Below are 16,830 nucleotides of genomic sequence, written 5' to 3'. Positions count from 1 at the left end.
TCAGTGGGTGTCGCGCAGGGCCCGCGAGCCCCGCGATACCGTGGCAATGCCCACACCCAGCAATTCAGCGATTTTGCGGTGGGCCACGCCCTCGTTAAGCAGCTTGAAGATTTGCAGGCGCTTACTGATTTCCTGGTATTCCGCCGGGGTCAGCAGGCTCTCCAGGGCGGTATCCATAGCATCGGGCGAGTCGATGGTCAGCAAATGGCGTATCAACTCGGCTTTATACGGGTCGTCGGTCATCGGTATTGGCTGCAAGTAGTGTTGTGGGTCGCTGGTATGTACTAGCGTACTAGTACGATACCAACTGGCTGTTTGAAGTCAAGCCTTTTCAGTCAGCGGTGATACACTGCGCGGCTGACATTCATCGATTTGAAGGTTTGCCCGTGCACGACGACGCCACAGTGATTGCCCAGACCCGCGCCTGGGTTGAACAGGTTGTGATCGACCTGAACCTCTGCCCCTTTGCCAAGCGCGAGCTGGTGAAAAACCGGGTGCGGTTCAGCGTGACCCACGCCACCTCCGAAGCCGCGCTGATCGAAGCGTTGCAAGATGAGTTGCTGTTTCTGGCCGGGGAAGACCGCATTGAAACCACCCTGCTGATTCACCCGCGGATCTACGAGAGCTTTTACGATTACAACGATTTCCTAGGAGTCGCCGAAGGCCTGCTGATCGAACTGGAGTTGGAAGGCATCTTCCAGATCGCGAGCTTTCACCCCAAATACCAGTTTGGTGGTACCGAGCGCGATGACCCGGAAAACTACACCAACCGTTCGCCTTATCCCATGCTGCACCTGCTGCGCGAAGATTCCCTCGAAGCGGCCATCGATGCCTACCCGGATGTCGACGCCATTCCGGATAACAACATTCAAATGATGAATGACATGGGCACAGAAAAGATGAAAGCCCTGTTGGCCGGGTGTCTGGCGACTGGCGGCGGCCAGTAAACGGCCTTAACCGTGCCCCAATGGCGACTTGCCGGGTGATCGCTGTGACGAACCGGAGCGTACCCCTTTCCCAGTCACCCCAGCTAGGAGAAAGACCATGCCACACCACCAGACCCGCTTTGTAACCCTGGAAGACAAACCCGACTGGCGCGCCCTGTTTAACGGCTACGCCGACTTCTATAGCGTTCCAATGGATGATGCGACCGCCGACCGGGTATGGGATTGGCTGCTCGACCCAAACCATGTACTCGAAGGGCTGGTGGTGTGTGACGAAGCGGGTGCCGTCGTTGGTCTGGCTCATGTTCGTGCCTGCCCGCGTCCACTGGGTGGCTGTGATGTGGGTTTTCTGGATGACATGTTTGTTGACCCGGCCGCACGCGGCAGAGGCGCGGCGGATGCTCTGTTCGAAGCGCTGCAAGCCCTTGCCAGTGACCGTGGCTGGCCTGCCTTGCGGTGGATTACCCAGCATTTCAATGAGCGGGGGCGTGGTTTCTACGACCGATACACCGGAGGCCCCAGCGACTTCATCATGTACCAGTTGAAACAGGACTAAAGCCACCTGATCTGGCAGGGTTGCTGTTGAAGCCCAGCTGAACAGGCTGTCCTGGGTGCGATGGCTTTTGGTATGCTGTCGCTCAATTACTATCGAGTCGAGGTTGTGCATGTCGTCTTACTGGAGCCCTCTGGTTCACTCTCTGGACCCCTACATCCCGGGTGAACAACCCAGGGTAGACGGCCTGATCAAGCTGAACACCAATGAAAGTCCCTACCCCCCAGCGCCGGGCGTTGCTGAACTGTTGCAGCAACCGGCTACCGCCGAGCGGTTGCGTCTGTATCCGGACCCGAACTCCCAGTCGTTGAAAGACGCCATTGCCGAAGACCAGGGTCTGGCACCGGCGCAGGTATTTGTCGGCAACGGCTCAGATGATGTACTGGCCATGGCGTTTATGGGGCTGCTGAAGCAAGCCCGACCGATTCTGTTCCCGGACATCACCTACAGTTTTTATCCGGTGTATTGCCAGTTGTTTGGGGTGGAGTATCACACCATCCCACTCGCAGAGGATTTTTCGCTGGATCTTGATGCCTATACCACCGACAACGGCGGCATCATTTTCGCCAACCCAAATGCGCCAACCGGCCTGGCACAGTCACTCGATCAGATTGAAGCCCTGCTGCAGCGCAATACCGGATCGGTCGTTGTGGTCGACGAGGCCTATGTGGATTTTGGCGCGGAGTCTGCCGTGGCACTGATCAACCGCTACCCGAACTTGCTGGTTGTACAGACCTTCTCCAAATCCCGATCGCTGGCCGGAATGCGGCTTGGCTTTGCGGCCGGTCAGGCGCACCTGATCGAAGCGCTGAACCGGGTGAAGAACTCATTCAACCCTTATCCGATTGACCGCATCGCCGAAGCGGTCGGCTGTGCTGCCGTGCGCGATGCTGGTTATTTCGAGGCCTGTTGCCAACAGATTATGGCAACCCGCGAGGCGGTCACCGGGGCCCTGGTTGGACTGGGTTTTGAGGTACTGCCTTCGAAAACCAATTTTGTCTTTGCGCGTCCGCCCGCCGGTTTGGATGCCGCGGAACTGGCCAACCGGTTACGGCAGGATAACGTACTGATCCGCTACTTTAATAAACCCAGAATCAGTGAGTTTGTGCGCATATCCATCGGCACCGATGAACAGATGAGCAGGCTACTCTCCCTGGTCCGGTCGTACCTGCAGTAGGGCGCGCTGTGCTGCCCTGAACGCAACGTCTTGCGGGCAGTCTGTTGGCATTATCGACTAGACTGACGGCTCATTCCTTAAAGAGCGGAGCTACGATGGTGACGCTGGCTTTCGATGTTTATGGCACACTGATCAACACCCAGGGCATTCAGATTACCCTGGCGGACATGCTGCACGATGAGCACCAGGCGGCGGCCATCAGCCAACGCTGGCGCGAGAAACAGCTGGAGTACAGCTTTCGGCGCGGGCTGATGGATCACTACCAGCCCTTTTCGGTCTGCACCCGCCAGGCACTCGACTTCACCCTGGATGAAGCCGGTATCTCGCTGGACGGGCGCCAACAGAACGCGTTGCTGACCGCCTACCGCACGCTGCCGGCGTTCACCGATGCGCAAGGCCTGTTGCAGCAACTGCAATTGAATGACGCCCGGGCCTTTGCCTTCACCAATGGCGAAGCGGCCATCGCGTCGGATTTGCTCACCCACGCCGGACTGATCGAATACCTCGACGGCATCGTCAGTGTGGATGTACTGCGCACTTTCAAACCCAGCCCTAAAGTGTACAACCACTTTATCGAAGCAACGGATGCGACGGCCAGCCAGACCTGGCTTATCTCCGGCAACCCCTTTGATATTCTGGGCGCGCGGCATGCCGGCTGGCGAACCGCCTGGGTTAATAGGACCGACGCCCCGTTTGACCCCTGGGGGGAAGCACCTGACGTTATCGTCCCTTCTCTGACTGACCTGGTGGAAAAATTGGGCTTGTAAAGCCTGATGGTAAGTCGCTCATGATGGCAGGTCCAACGACAATCGTTCCTGGCTAATAGACATCTTCCAGGTAGCGACCCTCCCGTTTTAGGGTGTCAACACTGGTGCCGAGTGGCACCAGCAGGTCATCAATTACTTGTCTGACCCCGGTAGCCATCTCCCGCTCGCCACACACCAGTATCTGCGCACCCTTCTCAATCATGTCGCGAAGGGTCGGTGCGTCTTCGGTGATTCTGTCCTGAACATAGGCCCGATTGTCAGTTCTTGAGAAGGCCGTCGTCAGGCCAGTTAACCGGCTGTCATCGAGATAACGGTCAAGTTCAGGCTGATAGAGGAAGTCCGACTGGGGGTTTCGTCCCCCCCAATAGAGGAACATGGGGTTGCGGGCATTGTTCTTCCTTATAAACCCGGCCAGCGGGCCAATGCCGGCGCCTGCCCCGATTAAGATGATGGGGTGCCCACCGGGTGCCGGTCTGAAGTCCGGGTTAGGCTGGATGAAGCCCTGAATTTGCTCTCCCGTTTTCAGGTTGTGCAGAAACCCGGAGCAGACACCACCAGGCTGTTTGCGCACACAAATTTCCAGTAAACCGTCGGTGCTTGAACAGGCCAGTGAATAATATCGTGCCGTTTCGTCACCCGGCGGGATCACACCGATCAGGTCACCGGCTTCAAATTCCGGTAGGGGCCTGACACCCCGCCAGGGAAGATAGGATGCCATGCCGGTTTTCCGGGCTGGCCCGAACCGCAGGATGCTGGTGGGCGCATTGATCTGTGCGCCGAAGTCAGCCCGGTCAAGCAGTTCGAGCTTGAACCGGGTTGAAGGGACAGGGTCATGGACGAGTGACAACGGCACATTGATCCGTTTTGCCAGTCGGTGTCCCCAGTCATTGAACATCCGGGATGACTGTCGATCAATAAACGCGGCCTCATCGAGCCGTTCGAGCCCAATTCTCCCCAGCGCTTCGTCCACTTCAACGGCAAACCGGCAGTAGTTGGCATATTGCCGGTCACCAAAGCCGAGTACAGCGAAAGAAAGACCGTGGGTGATGTGAAAGTGGTTCAGTTTCAGCATGAACGAATCGGCAGACGCAGGCGGGCCACCGTCGCCGTAAGTGGCTGTCAGTACGAACAGCATCGAGGCGCTGGGGTAGGCTTGAGCCAGATCGTTCATGTCGGCCGTCAGCACCCGTCGTCCTGCTGCGACCATTTGCTCATGAAGGACTCGGGCAAAACCATAGGTCGTGTTGTGTTCTGAACCGACCAGAATCACCGTATCGGCGGTTGCGATGTCGGCGTTATTCAGCGAACGGTCTACCGAACTCCGGCGGTGCCACCAGATGCAGGTTCCACTGATGCCGAGTACGGGTACGGTCAGTGATGACGCGCCGACTAACAGCCCAAGCCACCACAAACCCTCGCCGGTATGCAGACTGAGGATCAGGCCATGGAGCCGACTGTGGGAGGTTGTCGCTTCAAATTCCAGCAGTTCGCCGGTGGACGGGTCAACAAACCCGGAGCCTTGCCGGGTGCTCAGTGAGTACACATCCAGTGGATCATGCGGGTATGGAAAGACCAGTTCATGCAAAGAATTCAGGTCGGTTTCCCGAAGCGCCTTGAGCGAGCTAACGGTGGCAGGAGTGCCGCCAGTCACCTCTGCCGGGTAGGCCGGTTCATTGCTCATCGGCTCAGGTGCCAGACCGAATCGAACGGCAGACAGGTAGGTGCCGGTCAGAGCGGACAGCAGTAATCCGATGATCGCCAATCGTGCCAGTTCAGAGTGCACCCGCTGATCACCGGTTCCCGTCAGTGGTTTTAACAGTGATCGCCAACCACCAGAGCGGCGAGCCAGCAGAAAGGCACCTGAAAGGCACATCAATACCATGACGGCAGCGGTCAGACCCGCGAGCAAACGTCCGCCATCGTCGCGCAAAAACGCACGGTGCAGATCCTTGACCCAGCGGAACAGGGGTGACGGCTGATAGGACCCGACTCCCAAACCTGTCAGAGGGTCGACCCGGTCTGCTCCCGGGGTACCGTCATTGACGTAGTAAACGACAATCACACCCGACGGTAATCGTTTTATCTGTTCGGTCTGCGGATAGTGGTTCACCACTCGGCCAGCGAGCTGGGCGACGGAAACGGCACCCTGTGCCGGAATAGTCGCACCTGAACGATCCAGAGCGGGAGACACCGATAGTATGGCCCCGCTGGTAGCAACGGTGATCAACAATACGGCAGCCAACAATCCAGCGATTGAATGAACGGTGCGCCACATGAACAGAGCTCCTGTATAGCCTCAGAATTCGTAGGTGAACGACTGTACGTAGCCTCGTCCGCTGATGGGTATGCCCGCGCCTTCCGTGGTCAGCGGCGCCACGACATCCGACCGGTTATCACGCAGATCCTCCACCGCGGAATCGATACGAATTTCGTGACCGCTGTCGAACAGGGAATCGTCCAGGTCGAGTGTAATTCTGAGGGTACGGCCGCGGGTGACACTGGCTCCGGTCAGGCCGTCGTAGTCCGCCGGGTTCATGCGACTGCCTCTGGCCCAGTCACGCAGGTGCTCGTAATATTTGCGTTTGCCGCCCGCGATCCAGAGGGTGCCCTTGTAGACTCCGTTCGAGTCCGTCAGGTAGAGGGCGAGGTAAGCACCGTCCCCCCGGTAGTTGGCCATCTGAGTGGTTAATGTGACCTCCCTTGCCAAAGCCAGGGCCGGGAATGCCAGCACCACAGTAAGAACGAGTGTTAACAGGGGGTGCTTCATTGTCTGATCTCCGCGGTGGTTGTGTTCGCCGTAAAACCGTTATTCAACGGTGACCGTAGGTCGATTGTTGACAATGCCGTTCGTTGGAGCAGAGGGTTGCCCGGCATCAGTTGGTTGGCGGTTGACGGCCGGCTGATACTGACGGTTGTTGTCATCGTCGTCGTCATAGCCGTCGTCGTCTTCTCGCTCCCATTCCATCAATTCAAGCGACGCGGGGGCGAAGCTGGCTTCCACGCGATTTCCCTCGTTGTCCTGTGCTTTGACTTCATAACAGCCGTCGTCAATTTTGATGCGATAAACAATCCAGCCGTTGTCCTCCAATTGCTGGCGCAATGCCTCTCGTGGCTGCCAGTTGGAAATAGGGTCATTGCAGTCGTCATCGGCCAGTGCTGCCCCGCTGATCAGCAGGAGGGATAGGCTCAGAGCCAGGGAAGGTATTTTCATGATTGCTGTCCTCTCAGGTGAATGTCGCCACTGTATCCGGCGTTTCTGACTCGGACCTGAAAGGGGTAATGCCTCGACGCGTTTGTCTGTTTTCAGCAAACCTATGGCATTCAGATGGTTGTCAGGATTCAGCGATACTATGGTAAGCACATAACCCGTTTAAGGATGTCGAATGCGCGTGTTGTTAGTGGAAGACACTGTCGGCCTGGGTGAGGCGGTCCAGGAGCAGATCAGCGCCGATGGCCATGCAGTGGACTGGGTGCAAAGCCTTGCCTTTGCCGAAACCAGCGTGAGAACCACGCAGTACGATCTGATTCTTCTGGACCTTCAGTTGCCCGATGGCTTTGGCATTGATTTTCTGAAGTCCCTGCGCCACGGCGGAAATGCAACCCCGGTGATTATTCTGACGGCGCGCGACCAGGTATCCGATCGCATTGAGGGGCTGAATTGCGGCGCGGACGATTACCTGGTCAAACCGTTTGACTTGTCGGAGTTGTCGGCCCGGGTGTTTGCGGTTGCCCGTCGATACCGCGGCAATCCGAACCCAGTGGTGTCCGTTGGTGAACTGACCGTCAACCTGGGCGATCACACCGTTGTGCGCAATGGCGAGCCCATTGAGCTCACATCGCGGGAGTGGGCACTGCTCGACGCGTTCCTGCAACACCCGGGGAAGTTGCTCTCAAGGTCGCAGCTCGAAGACCGGCTCTATGAATTCGGCGCCGAAATTGAGAGCAATACCATCGAGGTTTATATCAGCCGTTTGCGCAAGAAACTGGGAAGGGATCTGGTGGCAACCGTTCGTGGCATGGGCTACCGGTTGAAAACCCATGAAGGGTAAACGCAGCCTGCAGAAAACGCTCAGCCTGGGCCTGACGGCGGGCGTCACCGTGCTTTGGTTGCTGGGTGTGCTGGCTTCAGGCCTGGTTGCACAGCACGAAATGGAAGAGGTATTCGACAGTGCGTTGCAGGAAACGGCGCAACGAATTCTGCCGTTGGCGGTGACCGATATCCTCAGTCGTGAGTCCGATCGTGTGCAGAAAACAGCACCGGCGATAGAGGACCACGACGAATACCTGACTTATCTCATACGGGATGCGTCTGGCACTATTCTGCTTCAGTCGCATGATGTGGATCTATCGGTATTTGACGATCGCCCGAGAAGTGGATTTTATAACACCGCTACCCACCGACTTTACGGCACCTCTGCCGTCAGCCAGACGATATTCATCGACATTGCCGAACCGTTGGCGCACCGGCAAGAGGCAGCCTTTGAAGCCGGCATCGCACTCTTGTTGCCATTGTTGCTGCTGATTCCGGTCAGTCTTCTGGGCGTCTTGTGGACGGTCCGGTTTTCATTGCGCCGGGTGGTGGACTTCAGCGAGTCACTGGAAGTTCGTGGAGCGGCCGACTTGTCTCCCGTACCGGTCGATCAACTGCCGCAAGAACTGGAACCCATGGCCGTCTCGATCAACCGGTTACTGGAGCGGCTTCGGCGCGCACTGGACGCCGAGCGCAGCTTCACCGCCAACAGTGCCCATGAGTTACGAACGCCCCTGGCGACTGCGCTGGCAAAAGTGCAACGCTTGAAAGCGGATCTGTCTGAAACACCCTCTTTGCGTAAAGTGGCTGAGATCGAAGCGTCGCTGCAGGGGCTGTCGCGGCTGTCACAGAAGCTGCTTGAACTGGCAAAAGCGGAAGGCGGTGGTGTCCTGTCGGAGACGCCATACAACCTGGTACCGGTGCTTGAAACGGTTGTGAGTGAGTGTGAGCGGGCGGAACCCGGTCGCCTGGTGCTTCAGCGCTCTGATGCCCCAGTTCATTCGCGGTTGAACCCGGATGCGTTTGCCATACTTGTTAGAAACCTGATCGACAATGCACTCAAGCATGGTGAAGCGGGGTCACCCGTGAAGGTAGCGCTTTCGGCAGATGGAAACCTGACTGTCTCCAACCGGGGCGACGCATTGGGGGCTGACGAAATGGCCGGTTTGCGCAAACGGTTTGTTCGTTCACACACCCAGGCTCCGGGGTCGGGTATTGGCTTGGCGATTGTCGATGCCATTGTTGAAGGTGCTGGTTTGCACCTGGTATTGCGTTCTCCCGCGCCGGGGCAGCAAGACGGTTTTCAGGCCGAGCTCAATGTCGTTGTCAGTCGATAGCCGGTTACCGGGCTTTATGTTGTGCCCATTGAGCGGTCCACACCGCTGAGTGAAGCCGCGTGGACGGCCGTGACTGGTTTACCAGGTTCAATGCCACTGGCAAGCACCCGCACCCGGGCGTTTCACAGGCTGGCGATGAGATTCACTTAAATGATAATCTTTATCATTTGCATTAATTGTGGTAGGCTCCGACCCATCAGACAGGCTTTATCAACCCGTTTAACAGGAGACACCGACATGGCCAAACCAGAACCCCGCGAGCTGGAAGTACTGGCTACCCGCGATGTCACCCCTCATATGCGCCGCGTTACCCTGGGTGGTGCGGGCATGGCATCGTTTCCCGACGACCAGGCAAGCGCTTACATCAAACTGATTTTCCCGACCCCGGGCGAAGCCCGCTCGCTGATGCGTACCTACACTGTTCGCCACCACCGCGAGGCTGAAATCGATGTCGATTTTGTGATCCACGATACGGCGGGCCCGGCATCCCAGTGGGCACTGAACACCCAGCCGGGCGATCGGATTCTGATTGGAGGCCCGGGCCCTAAGAAACTGGTGAACGAGCAAGCCGACTGGTTTCTGCTGGTCGGCGACATGACAGCGCTGCCGGCGATCAGCGTTAATCTCGGGCTACTGCCGGCCGATGCCCGGGGCTATGCCGTTATAGAAGTGCTCGATCGCGCTGACATCCAGGATCTGGACAAACCGGATAATCTGGAGTTGGTCTGGGTGGTTAACCCCGAGCCCGACCCGGACGGCCAGGTGCTGCTAAACCGGGTTAAGCAACTCGACTGGCTGCCAGGGCAGCCGGCTGTCTGGGCCGCCTGCGAATTTCAAAGCATGCGAGCGTTGCGGGCTTTTTTCAAACAGGACAAGCAAGTTGCCAAGAGCCATCTCTACGTGTCCAGTTATTGGAAAATGGGCATCAGTGAAGATCAGCACAAGGTGGTAAAACGCCAGGATGCGGAGCAAACTGACTAGAGTACTGACTCGAGAGAACACTTATGCGCTATCAATGGATCGTCTTTGATGCCGACGACACCCTGTTCGATTTTGGCAAAGCGGAACAGCATGCGGTGGGGCGCTTGCTGACCAGCCACAATGTGGCAGACACCGACACCCACCAGCGCTTGTACCGGGGCATCAACAAGCACCTCTGGCAGGAGCTGGAGCGCGGTGCCATCGCGCCGGGCGAACTCAAGGTCACGCGTATTCAGCGGTTTTTCGACGAAATGGGCATCACGGCGGACCCGGCCGAATGGGCCGATCATTTTCTGGATTTTCTGGCGGAAAGGTCGCATTTGCTGGAAGGGGCTGAGAGCGTCGTTACCCGGCTGGCAACTCACGCCCAACTCGGTATTCTGACCAACGGGCTGACCCGGGTGCAACGCTCGCGGCTGGAGCGCAGTGGTCTGGCCCAGCACATAGCCGTATTGACGATCTCCGAAGAAGTGGGGGCAAGCAAACCCGCCGCCGCGATCTTTGAAGCCATGGAGCAGGCAATGCAATCCCCGCAAAAATCCCGGGTGCTGATGGTCGGCGACCGCTACGAGACCGACATCATCGGCGCCCGCCGCTTCGGCTGGGATACGGCCTGGCTGTCGCCGGAACTGCCGGAAGACCTCGAGCCACCAACCTTCCACCTAACCGATATTCGTTTGTTACCGGGCTTGTTACTGGAGGACTGACCCGGTTAACCCTGCCGGTGTAGGGGGGTCATTCTTCATCGTTGTCAGGAAGGGTAACGGTCTTGAACCAATACGCATCCATCGTGCTGATCAGTTGCTGCAAGGCATCGAACCGGAGGGGAAACTTAAGCACCGTATTGGCCCCCAGGTGATACAGCATGCGGCTGAAGGCGGGGTCTTCCCGGGCCAGAAAAATAACCGAGGGCACCAGTTTCCAGCGTGGCAGGAGCCGCAAGTCTGCCAATGTTTCGTGGGTTTTTTCCTGATCATCCACATAGGCAATCAGGATCAGGTCGACCTGTTTAGGCGAGGCGGGTTGCAAGGATGAGCCGATCAGCGACTGGTGGAAGCTGTGAATATCTTTGTGGCATTCAATGTGGTGGTTCAGGCAATAGGCAGCTAGCGCCGACTCAACATGGCGCACAACGGTCTCATCTTCAGACAGCAACAGGATGGTTCTCGGAATGAATGACTTCCGGGCTGGACTCATCTTTTTAGACCCTCCCTTGTTATGCCCTGCCACGTTGCCTGGCGAAAGTGCTGCATGTCAGGAATGCCTGTCGTTACTGCTGATGCCACCCGCTTGTCGAAGGACTGGTTCCAGGTCAGCCAGTTTAAGCGGTCGATAGTACAAGTACCCCTGGCAAACCCGGCAACCCTGAGATTGCAGCTGTTGTTTCTGTTCATTCGTCTCCACGCCCTCGGCCACCACACTTAACCCGAGCCCCTGGGCAAGCGACAGAATGGATTGGGTAATAGCAGGTTCACGCAAGCCAGTGATGCCCGCTTCTGACACAAAGCTTTTATCAATCTTAATACGGTCTAATGGAAATTCACGCAAATACCGCATTGAAGAATACCCGGTGCCAAAATCATCAATGGCAATACCAACACCGGTGTTGCGAATGACACCCAGCATTGCTGCCTGGTTCAGTCCATTTTCGATCAGGGCTTCTTCGGTGAGCTCTAGCTCAAGCATACCGGGTGGAACCCGGTATTGCTTTATGCAGTTGAGCAGCTGCTTCAGAAAACCATGAAACTTCAATTGGCGCGGTGATACGTTCACCGAGACAGGCACGTTCAGTCCGGCCTCTCGCCACAGCTGCAACTGCTTGCAGGCGGCTTCAATCACCCAGCAGCCGATGGGTACGATCAGGCCACTGCGAACCGCCACGGGAATGAACTCGATCGGCGACATGACTTGTCCGTCTGAGCGGTTCCAGCGAATCAGAGCTTCCAGCCCGCAAATGGCGCCGGTGTCGAGGTCGATCTGTGGCTGATAGAAGAGTTCGAACTGCTGAAGCCGCAGGGCATGGCGCAGCTCTTTCTCGGTTTCCAGGCCATGAATCAGTCGAGCCTGCAAACGGTCGGTGAAAATATGGTAGCCTCCGGCGCCCTGGGCCTTAGACTCATACAACGCCATATCGGCTTTTTGCATCAACTCCATGGCCATTTGCCCATGGTGGGGAAAAATGGCAACCCCCATGCTAACGGTAACGTCCAGAGTGGTGTTACTGACCGGAGCCGGGCGGCACATCTCCCGGGAGATTTTTTCCAGAATGTGATTAACCTCTTCGACGTTCTCAATGTTGTCGATCAGCGCGGTAAATTCATCGCCGCCGATGCGGGCCACAAAGTCACTTTTGCGAACGGCCCGGCGCAGCCGGTCCCCCATCAAAGTCAGTAACAGATCACCAACGTGATGGCCCAGGCTGTCGTTAATGTCCTTAAACCGGTCGAGATCGAGAAATATCACCGCCAGATGCTGTTTTTTGCGCGCCGCCCGGGCTATGGCCAGTTCCATGTGTTCTTCAAAAATATAGCGGTTACCGAGGCCGGTCAGAGGGTCCTTGCGGACCAGTTCAGCAATTTTGAACTCGGCTTCCTTGCGTTCAATGGCATGGCGAATGCTGCGGTCGAGCAAAGCCGTAGACAGCTCGTCCTTGGGTATGAAATCTGCCGCCCCTTCTTTCATCAGCATATCGTCGAGCTCGGGGGAATTACTCCCGGTCATCACAATGATCGGCCGTTTAAACTGCAGCGTTTTAGCTTGCTGGAGTAATTCCAGACCGGAGTGACTGCCCAAAAAATAGTCGAGTAAAATGAGGTCACAGTCATCCTGGTAAAGTGCCTCGCTGGCGGCGTTGTACTCCGATATATGCTGAACGTTGTACTGGTTCCGGTCACTTTTCAGCAGCGACTGTTTCACCAGCATGAAATCTGCAGCGTCATCTTCCACTACCAGAATCTTGATCATAGGCTTGTTCATGGAGCGGGTTCCTGCGAAGGCGATAGTGAATGACCAAACCAATAGCGATAGAGCGTAGACAGTATGCTTTCAAGCTTGGATAAATCGTCTGGCTTGCAAATGTAAGAATTTGCGTTCAGTTCATAACTCTTCTGAATGTCATCCGGTGACTCGGAGGTCGAGAAAATGATGACAGGAATATCCGCCAGAGACGGGTTCGCTTTTATGTCGCGCAAGCAGGACCGGCCATCTTTTCCGGGCATATTCAGATCGAGTAGAATCACCATGGTCGGTGCCAACGGGTCGGGAACTCTGGTGCGTTCTGCCAGGTAGCTCATCAGCGCATCACCGTTGCTCAAGCCCTTCACCGAAAGGGGGAGCAGCGCTCGCTTAACCGCAGTTTTAACCAGTAAAAAATCCTCAGGGTCATCATCAACAACCAGCAACAGGAATTCGGTATCAGAAATCATGGGCAGCCTCGATATGCGGATTGACCGGTAATTCAATAACGAAACGCGTGCCTTTTCCTGGTGTGCTGTCGGCCCGTATCACCCCCTGGTGGCGGTCTACAATTTTTCGGCAAATAGCCAGCCCCATCCCTGTGCCGGGGTAACTGTCTCTGCCATGCAGGCGTTTGAATACTTCAAAGACCTGTTCGTTATACTGGTTATCGAAACCGATGCCGTTGTCTTCAATCGTCAGCCGGTACTGGTCACCATTGATCGCCTCACCTTCTATTCGGATGATCGGGGGCTGCTCTTGCCGGCGATACTTAAGCGCATTGGAGACAATGTTCTGCAGCAGTTGCCGGATCTGACTTGGATCCATGGTAAGGTGATCCAGGGAGTTAACCTCTATTCGGGCCTGGCTTTCTTCAATCGTCATCTGCAAGTCGGACAACACTTCCCGAACCACTTCATTGAGGTCGGTCAGTACGAACTGGCCACCGTGAGACGTCACGCGGCTGTATGAAAGCAGGCTATCAAGCAATTCGCGCATCCGTTCAGCGGCATCCACAACATAGCTGGCAAAGGTTTCTCCCTCACCCGTGAAATTGCCGTAGTCCTTGCTGAGAAGTAATTTGGAAAAGGAGATGATCTTGCGCAATGGCTCGCGCAAATCGTGGGAGGCTATGAAGGCAAACTCCTTCAGTTCCCGGTTAGAGCGTTCCAGTGCCTCACTGCGCTGTTCTATTTTCCGTTCATAGTTGCGTCGCTCGCTCACGTCGACAACGGACGCGACGACTTCGCCATCACTGCTACCAGTAACCGGGTTAAGGCCAATTTCCACCGGTACGGTTTTGCCATCCGCACACAGGCCCGACAGGTCTCGTCGATCGCCCATCATGCGTTTGGTCGGCGAACTGATGTACTGCTCCCGGTTGGCCTGGTGGGGTGTGCGGATGTCAGCGGGAACCAATTGCTCTACACGTTTGCCTGACAACTCGCCAACGTCGTAGTGAAAAATGCTGTGAGCCATGGAGTTGGCCTGCAAAATGGTGCCGTCCCTGGAGACCACAATCATCCCGTTGGGGGCCGATTCGAAAATGCTTTGCAGGCGCTGTTTGACTTGCTCGGAGGTTTGAATTTGCAACTCCAATGCCCGCTTGGCCTGTTGCAGTTCCTGTGTGCGCTCTTCTACGGTCTGCTCAAGTGATTCATACAACAATCGTAATTGTTGTTCGGCATGGGTGCGCTAGAGCATTTCTTCGTTAAGGGCTTCATTGCGTTCAGTCAACATGGCCGGGCTGGGAATCGCGAGCACCTTAGGCAGCAGTGGCCAGATCAGGATGGCGGTTACCAGAGAAATACCGGCTGTAATCAGTTTAACGATGCCCTGAAAATAGTAGTCGGCGTTCCAGATGTTCCAGATACCCACCAGGTGGGTGGTACCACAGGCTACGATAAAGGCGGCAAACAACTTGATGATCCATCGATAGCCGAGGTCCGCCCGGTCGTACCACAGCTTGGCCAGGGCCAGCGGTATGGAAAAATAGGCGAGGGCGATGACGGCATCCGAACCGGCATGCAAGGCCAGCAAATCCGATCGCCAAAAGTAGCAATGGCCGTGGGGTATAAAATCGGGTCCTGTAACATAGTTCCACAGTGTTTCCATGGGTACTCCAAGTCGACGACTCTAGGCGACCGGTTACCTGACAATCCTTGGTGTTTGACTGGCAAGTCTGGTATTACCTCAAGTAGGGCTTTAACCGATGTTCCAGCAGCGTAGACGCTAGGCCTGATCTCGACCAGTTCTCTGGTCGAGATCAGTTAGGCATTTGAGGTCAGATGCGACGGGGTTCTCAACTAAACTGGAAGAATCGTCAGGCTCGCGAATTGGACTGAGTTCGTGTTTGTGATCGCGACAGATACCACGGGTGTGCAGCAGTGGCGGCTCACTCTCCCGGTGTCAACGGGAACTGGTGTAAGAGAGGCGCTAGTGGCGGCGGAGAATCAGCAGATAATCTGTCAGTCGAACCAGATCGATCTCATTCAGCCGCGCCAGTGTCACCAGAGCATGAATTGGGTCGTCCGATGAGAAATTACCGCTGACACGACCGCCCGGGTCATCGTTAGCCATCAACAGAATGAGGCCACGGTGATACCGGGCCACTTCATCCACAACAGTCGAGAGTGGCTGGTCATGAAAAATCAGCCGGTTTTCGAGCCAAGCGAAGTCGCCGGATAGTGCGCCACCCCGGGTGACCCGCACTGTATCCTTGGAGGCGATCGCCCTGTCCCCGGCGTTAAGGCGCTCGGTTGCCTGACCTTCCCGGGATACCTCAACAAGGCCTTCACGAACACTGACCCGAAGCTGGTTGCCCTGGCGGTGCACTGAAAACTCAGTGCCGATTACTTGAATTCTGATATCGCCACTGACGACGGAAAAGGGGTGGTCAGGGTCGGTTGCCACATCAAAAAACGCTTCCCCTTTCAACAGCTCCACCTCACGTCGGGTCTCGTTCAGACGGGTCACCAGTTTGGAATCCGTATTCAGCGTAATGGCAGAACCGTCACTCAGGGCGACGTGCTGGTGTTCACCCACAGCGGTACTGATCGACCCCTGGTTAGTCAGTTGTGTCATCAGCCCGAGCGTTATCATGACCATGGCGACAGCGCCCAGGCTTAGGCGCCGCCAGCCGCGGGGTTGACTCACCTTTCCGATGTTGTCGCCCAGTGCTTTGGCGGCCAGCGTGACCTCAGGTTGCAGCCAGAGCCCTTTCGCCCGTTCATAGGCTTCACGATGCCTGGTGTCGGCATTAAGCCAAAAAAGAAAGGCGGCATGCTGGGCTCGGCTTGGCCGCCCGCCCTGGTGTAGGGCCAGCCAGTCGATAGCCTCATCCAGAACGTCGGCACGGGACGGGCGAGTAGTGTTGGTGGTTGAGGTCACGGCCAGTCTCATTCGGTCAAGAGTATTAACAAAGGTTGCTTACAGAGTAAGACGAACCCGCGCGAAAAAAGCGTCAATTTTCTCCCCTCGCCAACTGTCTGATGCAATAGGTCATCACCCGTTTGACCTCCTTTTGCACCGTACTTTCCGATACGCCCAGTTGCCGGGCAATGCGGGCGTGGCTCCAACCCTGGACGCGATTTAACGTAAACACCTGCTGCTGGCGAGGCGTCAGGGTCTCGAGCAGCGTTATCAGCGAGTGAAGGCGTTGTTCGTCGCTCAGTCTGTCTTCCGGTGATGGCTCCAGGCTGATCGGTGGGTTCGTATCGTCTTGCTCGAGTGCATCACCTGAGAACTTGGGTGGGGCCTGGCGTTTGACCTGGCGCAAATAATCCAGAGCCAGGTTACGCCCGGTCTGGAACAGAAATCCCTGCAGATGGCTGATTTCAGTGCCCTGATCCAGTGACTGGCGAACCCGCACATACGTCTCCTGCGCCAGTTCCTCCGCCACCGCTTTGTTACTCACGATACGAACCAGCTTATTCAATAGCACAGACCGTTGGGCGATGAATACCGCGTCGAATTGCGTGTGGGGGCGGTCAGACATGTCGTTCTAATTCCATTGAAAGCCGATGCGGTGAGCGTGGGCCGGTCTCGTACGGGTCCGGTGGCGATGAAATGACCGGGAACCGGAAA

The 16,830-nt window shown here is 56.5% G+C and carries 19 protein-coding genes; 8 read left to right on the top strand and 11 right to left on the bottom strand.

Annotated elements, in window-relative coordinates:
* Complete coding sequence (locus tag EP166_RS14630; RefSeq protein WP_127558380.1) at window positions 1–243, bottom strand: Trp family transcriptional regulator; 243 nt, start codon at window positions 241–243, stop codon at window positions 1–3.
* 143 nt (window positions 244–386) lie between these two features.
* Between EP166_RS14630 and EP166_RS14625 the strand changes: the two genes are divergently transcribed.
* The 4 genes from EP166_RS14625 (at window position 387) to EP166_RS14610 (ending at window position 3,441) form a co-directional block, all read left to right on the top strand.
* Window positions 387–947, top strand: coding sequence for a DUF1415 domain-containing protein (locus EP166_RS14625; RefSeq protein WP_127558378.1), 561 nt, complete (start codon window positions 387–389; stop codon window positions 945–947).
* Between the two features lie 97 nt (window positions 948–1,044).
* Window positions 1,045–1,500, top strand: coding sequence for a GNAT family N-acetyltransferase (locus EP166_RS14620; RefSeq protein ID WP_127558376.1), 456 nt, complete (start codon window positions 1,045–1,047; stop codon window positions 1,498–1,500).
* A 109-nt stretch (window positions 1,501–1,609) separates the two neighbouring features.
* Complete coding sequence (gene hisC, locus EP166_RS14615; protein ID WP_127558374.1) at window positions 1,610–2,674, top strand: histidinol-phosphate transaminase; 1,065 nt, start codon at window positions 1,610–1,612, stop codon at window positions 2,672–2,674.
* A 95-nt stretch (window positions 2,675–2,769) separates the two neighbouring features.
* Window positions 2,770–3,441, top strand: a complete 672-nt coding sequence (locus EP166_RS14610; RefSeq protein WP_127558372.1) for a haloacid dehalogenase type II — start codon at window positions 2,770–2,772, stop codon at window positions 3,439–3,441.
* A gap of 52 nt (window positions 3,442–3,493) precedes the next feature.
* Here the strand turns inward: EP166_RS14610 and EP166_RS14605 are convergent, their stop codons facing one another.
* From EP166_RS14605 to EP166_RS14595, 3 genes are read right to left on the bottom strand one after another with little or no spacing between them, the layout of a single operon-like run.
* Window positions 3,494–5,716 carry a PepSY domain-containing protein gene (locus EP166_RS14605; RefSeq protein WP_127558370.1) on the bottom strand — a complete coding sequence of 741 codons (2,223 nt, stop codon included), beginning with the start codon at window positions 5,714–5,716 and terminating at the stop codon, window positions 3,494–3,496.
* A gap of 21 nt (window positions 5,717–5,737) precedes the next feature.
* Window positions 5,738–6,208: a DUF2271 domain-containing protein gene (locus tag EP166_RS14600; protein ID WP_127558367.1), complete on the bottom strand. Its 471-nt coding sequence runs from the start codon at window positions 6,206–6,208 to the stop codon at window positions 5,738–5,740.
* 39 nt (window positions 6,209–6,247) lie between these two features.
* On the bottom strand, window positions 6,248–6,652 hold the full coding sequence (locus EP166_RS14595) for a PepSY domain-containing protein (RefSeq protein ID WP_127558365.1): 405 nt from the start codon (window positions 6,650–6,652) through the stop codon (window positions 6,248–6,250).
* Window positions 6,653–6,824: 172 nt separating this feature from the next.
* On the opposite strand from EP166_RS14595, the gene EP166_RS14590 reads away from it, so the two are divergent.
* The 4 genes from EP166_RS14590 (at window position 6,825) to EP166_RS14575 (ending at window position 10,496) form a co-directional block, all read left to right on the top strand.
* Entirely contained in the window at window positions 6,825–7,490 is a 666-nt protein-coding gene (locus EP166_RS14590; RefSeq protein ID WP_127558363.1) for a response regulator, read from the top strand.
* The gene (locus EP166_RS14585; RefSeq protein ID WP_127558361.1) at window positions 7,480–8,808 is read left to right on the top strand and encodes a sensor histidine kinase; all 1,329 of its coding nucleotides are present in this window, start codon (window positions 7,480–7,482) and stop codon (window positions 8,806–8,808) included. Before EP166_RS14590 ends, EP166_RS14585 begins: the two co-directional genes overlap by 11 nt.
* A gap of 237 nt (window positions 8,809–9,045) precedes the next feature.
* Window positions 9,046–9,789, top strand: coding sequence for a siderophore-interacting protein (locus EP166_RS14580; protein ID WP_127558359.1), 744 nt, complete (start codon window positions 9,046–9,048; stop codon window positions 9,787–9,789).
* 23 nt (window positions 9,790–9,812) lie between these two features.
* The gene (locus EP166_RS14575) at window positions 9,813–10,496 is read left to right on the top strand and encodes a YjjG family noncanonical pyrimidine nucleotidase (RefSeq protein WP_127558357.1); all 684 of its coding nucleotides are present in this window, start codon (window positions 9,813–9,815) and stop codon (window positions 10,494–10,496) included.
* 28 nt (window positions 10,497–10,524) lie between these two features.
* Here EP166_RS14575 and EP166_RS14570 read toward each other — a convergent pair whose 3' ends face one another.
* The 7 genes from EP166_RS14570 to EP166_RS14540 all read right to left on the bottom strand — a co-directional run bounded on the left by EP166_RS14570 (window position 10,525) and on the right by EP166_RS14540 (window position 16,741).
* Window positions 10,525–10,986 (bottom strand): hypothetical protein, encoded by a 462-nt coding sequence (locus tag EP166_RS14570; protein WP_127558355.1) that lies wholly within the window; start codon window positions 10,984–10,986, stop codon window positions 10,525–10,527.
* A gap of 57 nt (window positions 10,987–11,043) precedes the next feature.
* Window positions 11,044–12,765 carry a GGDEF domain-containing response regulator gene (locus EP166_RS14565; RefSeq protein ID WP_127558353.1) on the bottom strand — a complete coding sequence of 574 codons (1,722 nt, stop codon included), beginning with the start codon at window positions 12,763–12,765 and terminating at the stop codon, window positions 11,044–11,046.
* The gene (locus EP166_RS14560; RefSeq protein ID WP_127558351.1) at window positions 12,762–13,214 is read right to left on the bottom strand and encodes a response regulator; all 453 of its coding nucleotides are present in this window, start codon (window positions 13,212–13,214) and stop codon (window positions 12,762–12,764) included. Before EP166_RS14560 ends, EP166_RS14565 begins: the two co-directional genes overlap by 4 nt.
* Window positions 13,204–14,412 (bottom strand): sensor histidine kinase, encoded by a 1,209-nt coding sequence (locus tag EP166_RS14555; protein ID WP_127558349.1) that lies wholly within the window; start codon window positions 14,410–14,412, stop codon window positions 13,204–13,206. The genes EP166_RS14560 and EP166_RS14555 overlap by 11 nt, the downstream gene beginning before the upstream one ends.
* A gap of 27 nt (window positions 14,413–14,439) precedes the next feature.
* Window positions 14,440–14,859, bottom strand: a complete 420-nt coding sequence (locus EP166_RS14550) for a hypothetical protein (RefSeq protein ID WP_127558347.1) — start codon at window positions 14,857–14,859, stop codon at window positions 14,440–14,442.
* A gap of 321 nt (window positions 14,860–15,180) precedes the next feature.
* Window positions 15,181–16,134 (bottom strand): FecR family protein, encoded by a 954-nt coding sequence (locus EP166_RS14545; RefSeq protein ID WP_164743954.1) that lies wholly within the window; start codon window positions 16,132–16,134, stop codon window positions 15,181–15,183.
* Window positions 16,135–16,207: 73 nt separating this feature from the next.
* On the bottom strand, window positions 16,208–16,741 hold the full coding sequence (locus EP166_RS14540; protein WP_127558343.1) for an RNA polymerase sigma factor: 534 nt from the start codon (window positions 16,739–16,741) through the stop codon (window positions 16,208–16,210).
* Window positions 16,742–16,830: the final 89 nt, after the last annotated feature.

This window comes from Saccharospirillum alexandrii (assembly GCF_004000275.1).
Classification (GTDB): Bacteria; Pseudomonadota; Gammaproteobacteria; order Pseudomonadales; family Natronospirillaceae; genus Saccharospirillum; species Saccharospirillum alexandrii.
Note: the sequence above shows the minus strand (reverse complement) of the source record. Positions and strands in the feature narration are given on the sequence as shown.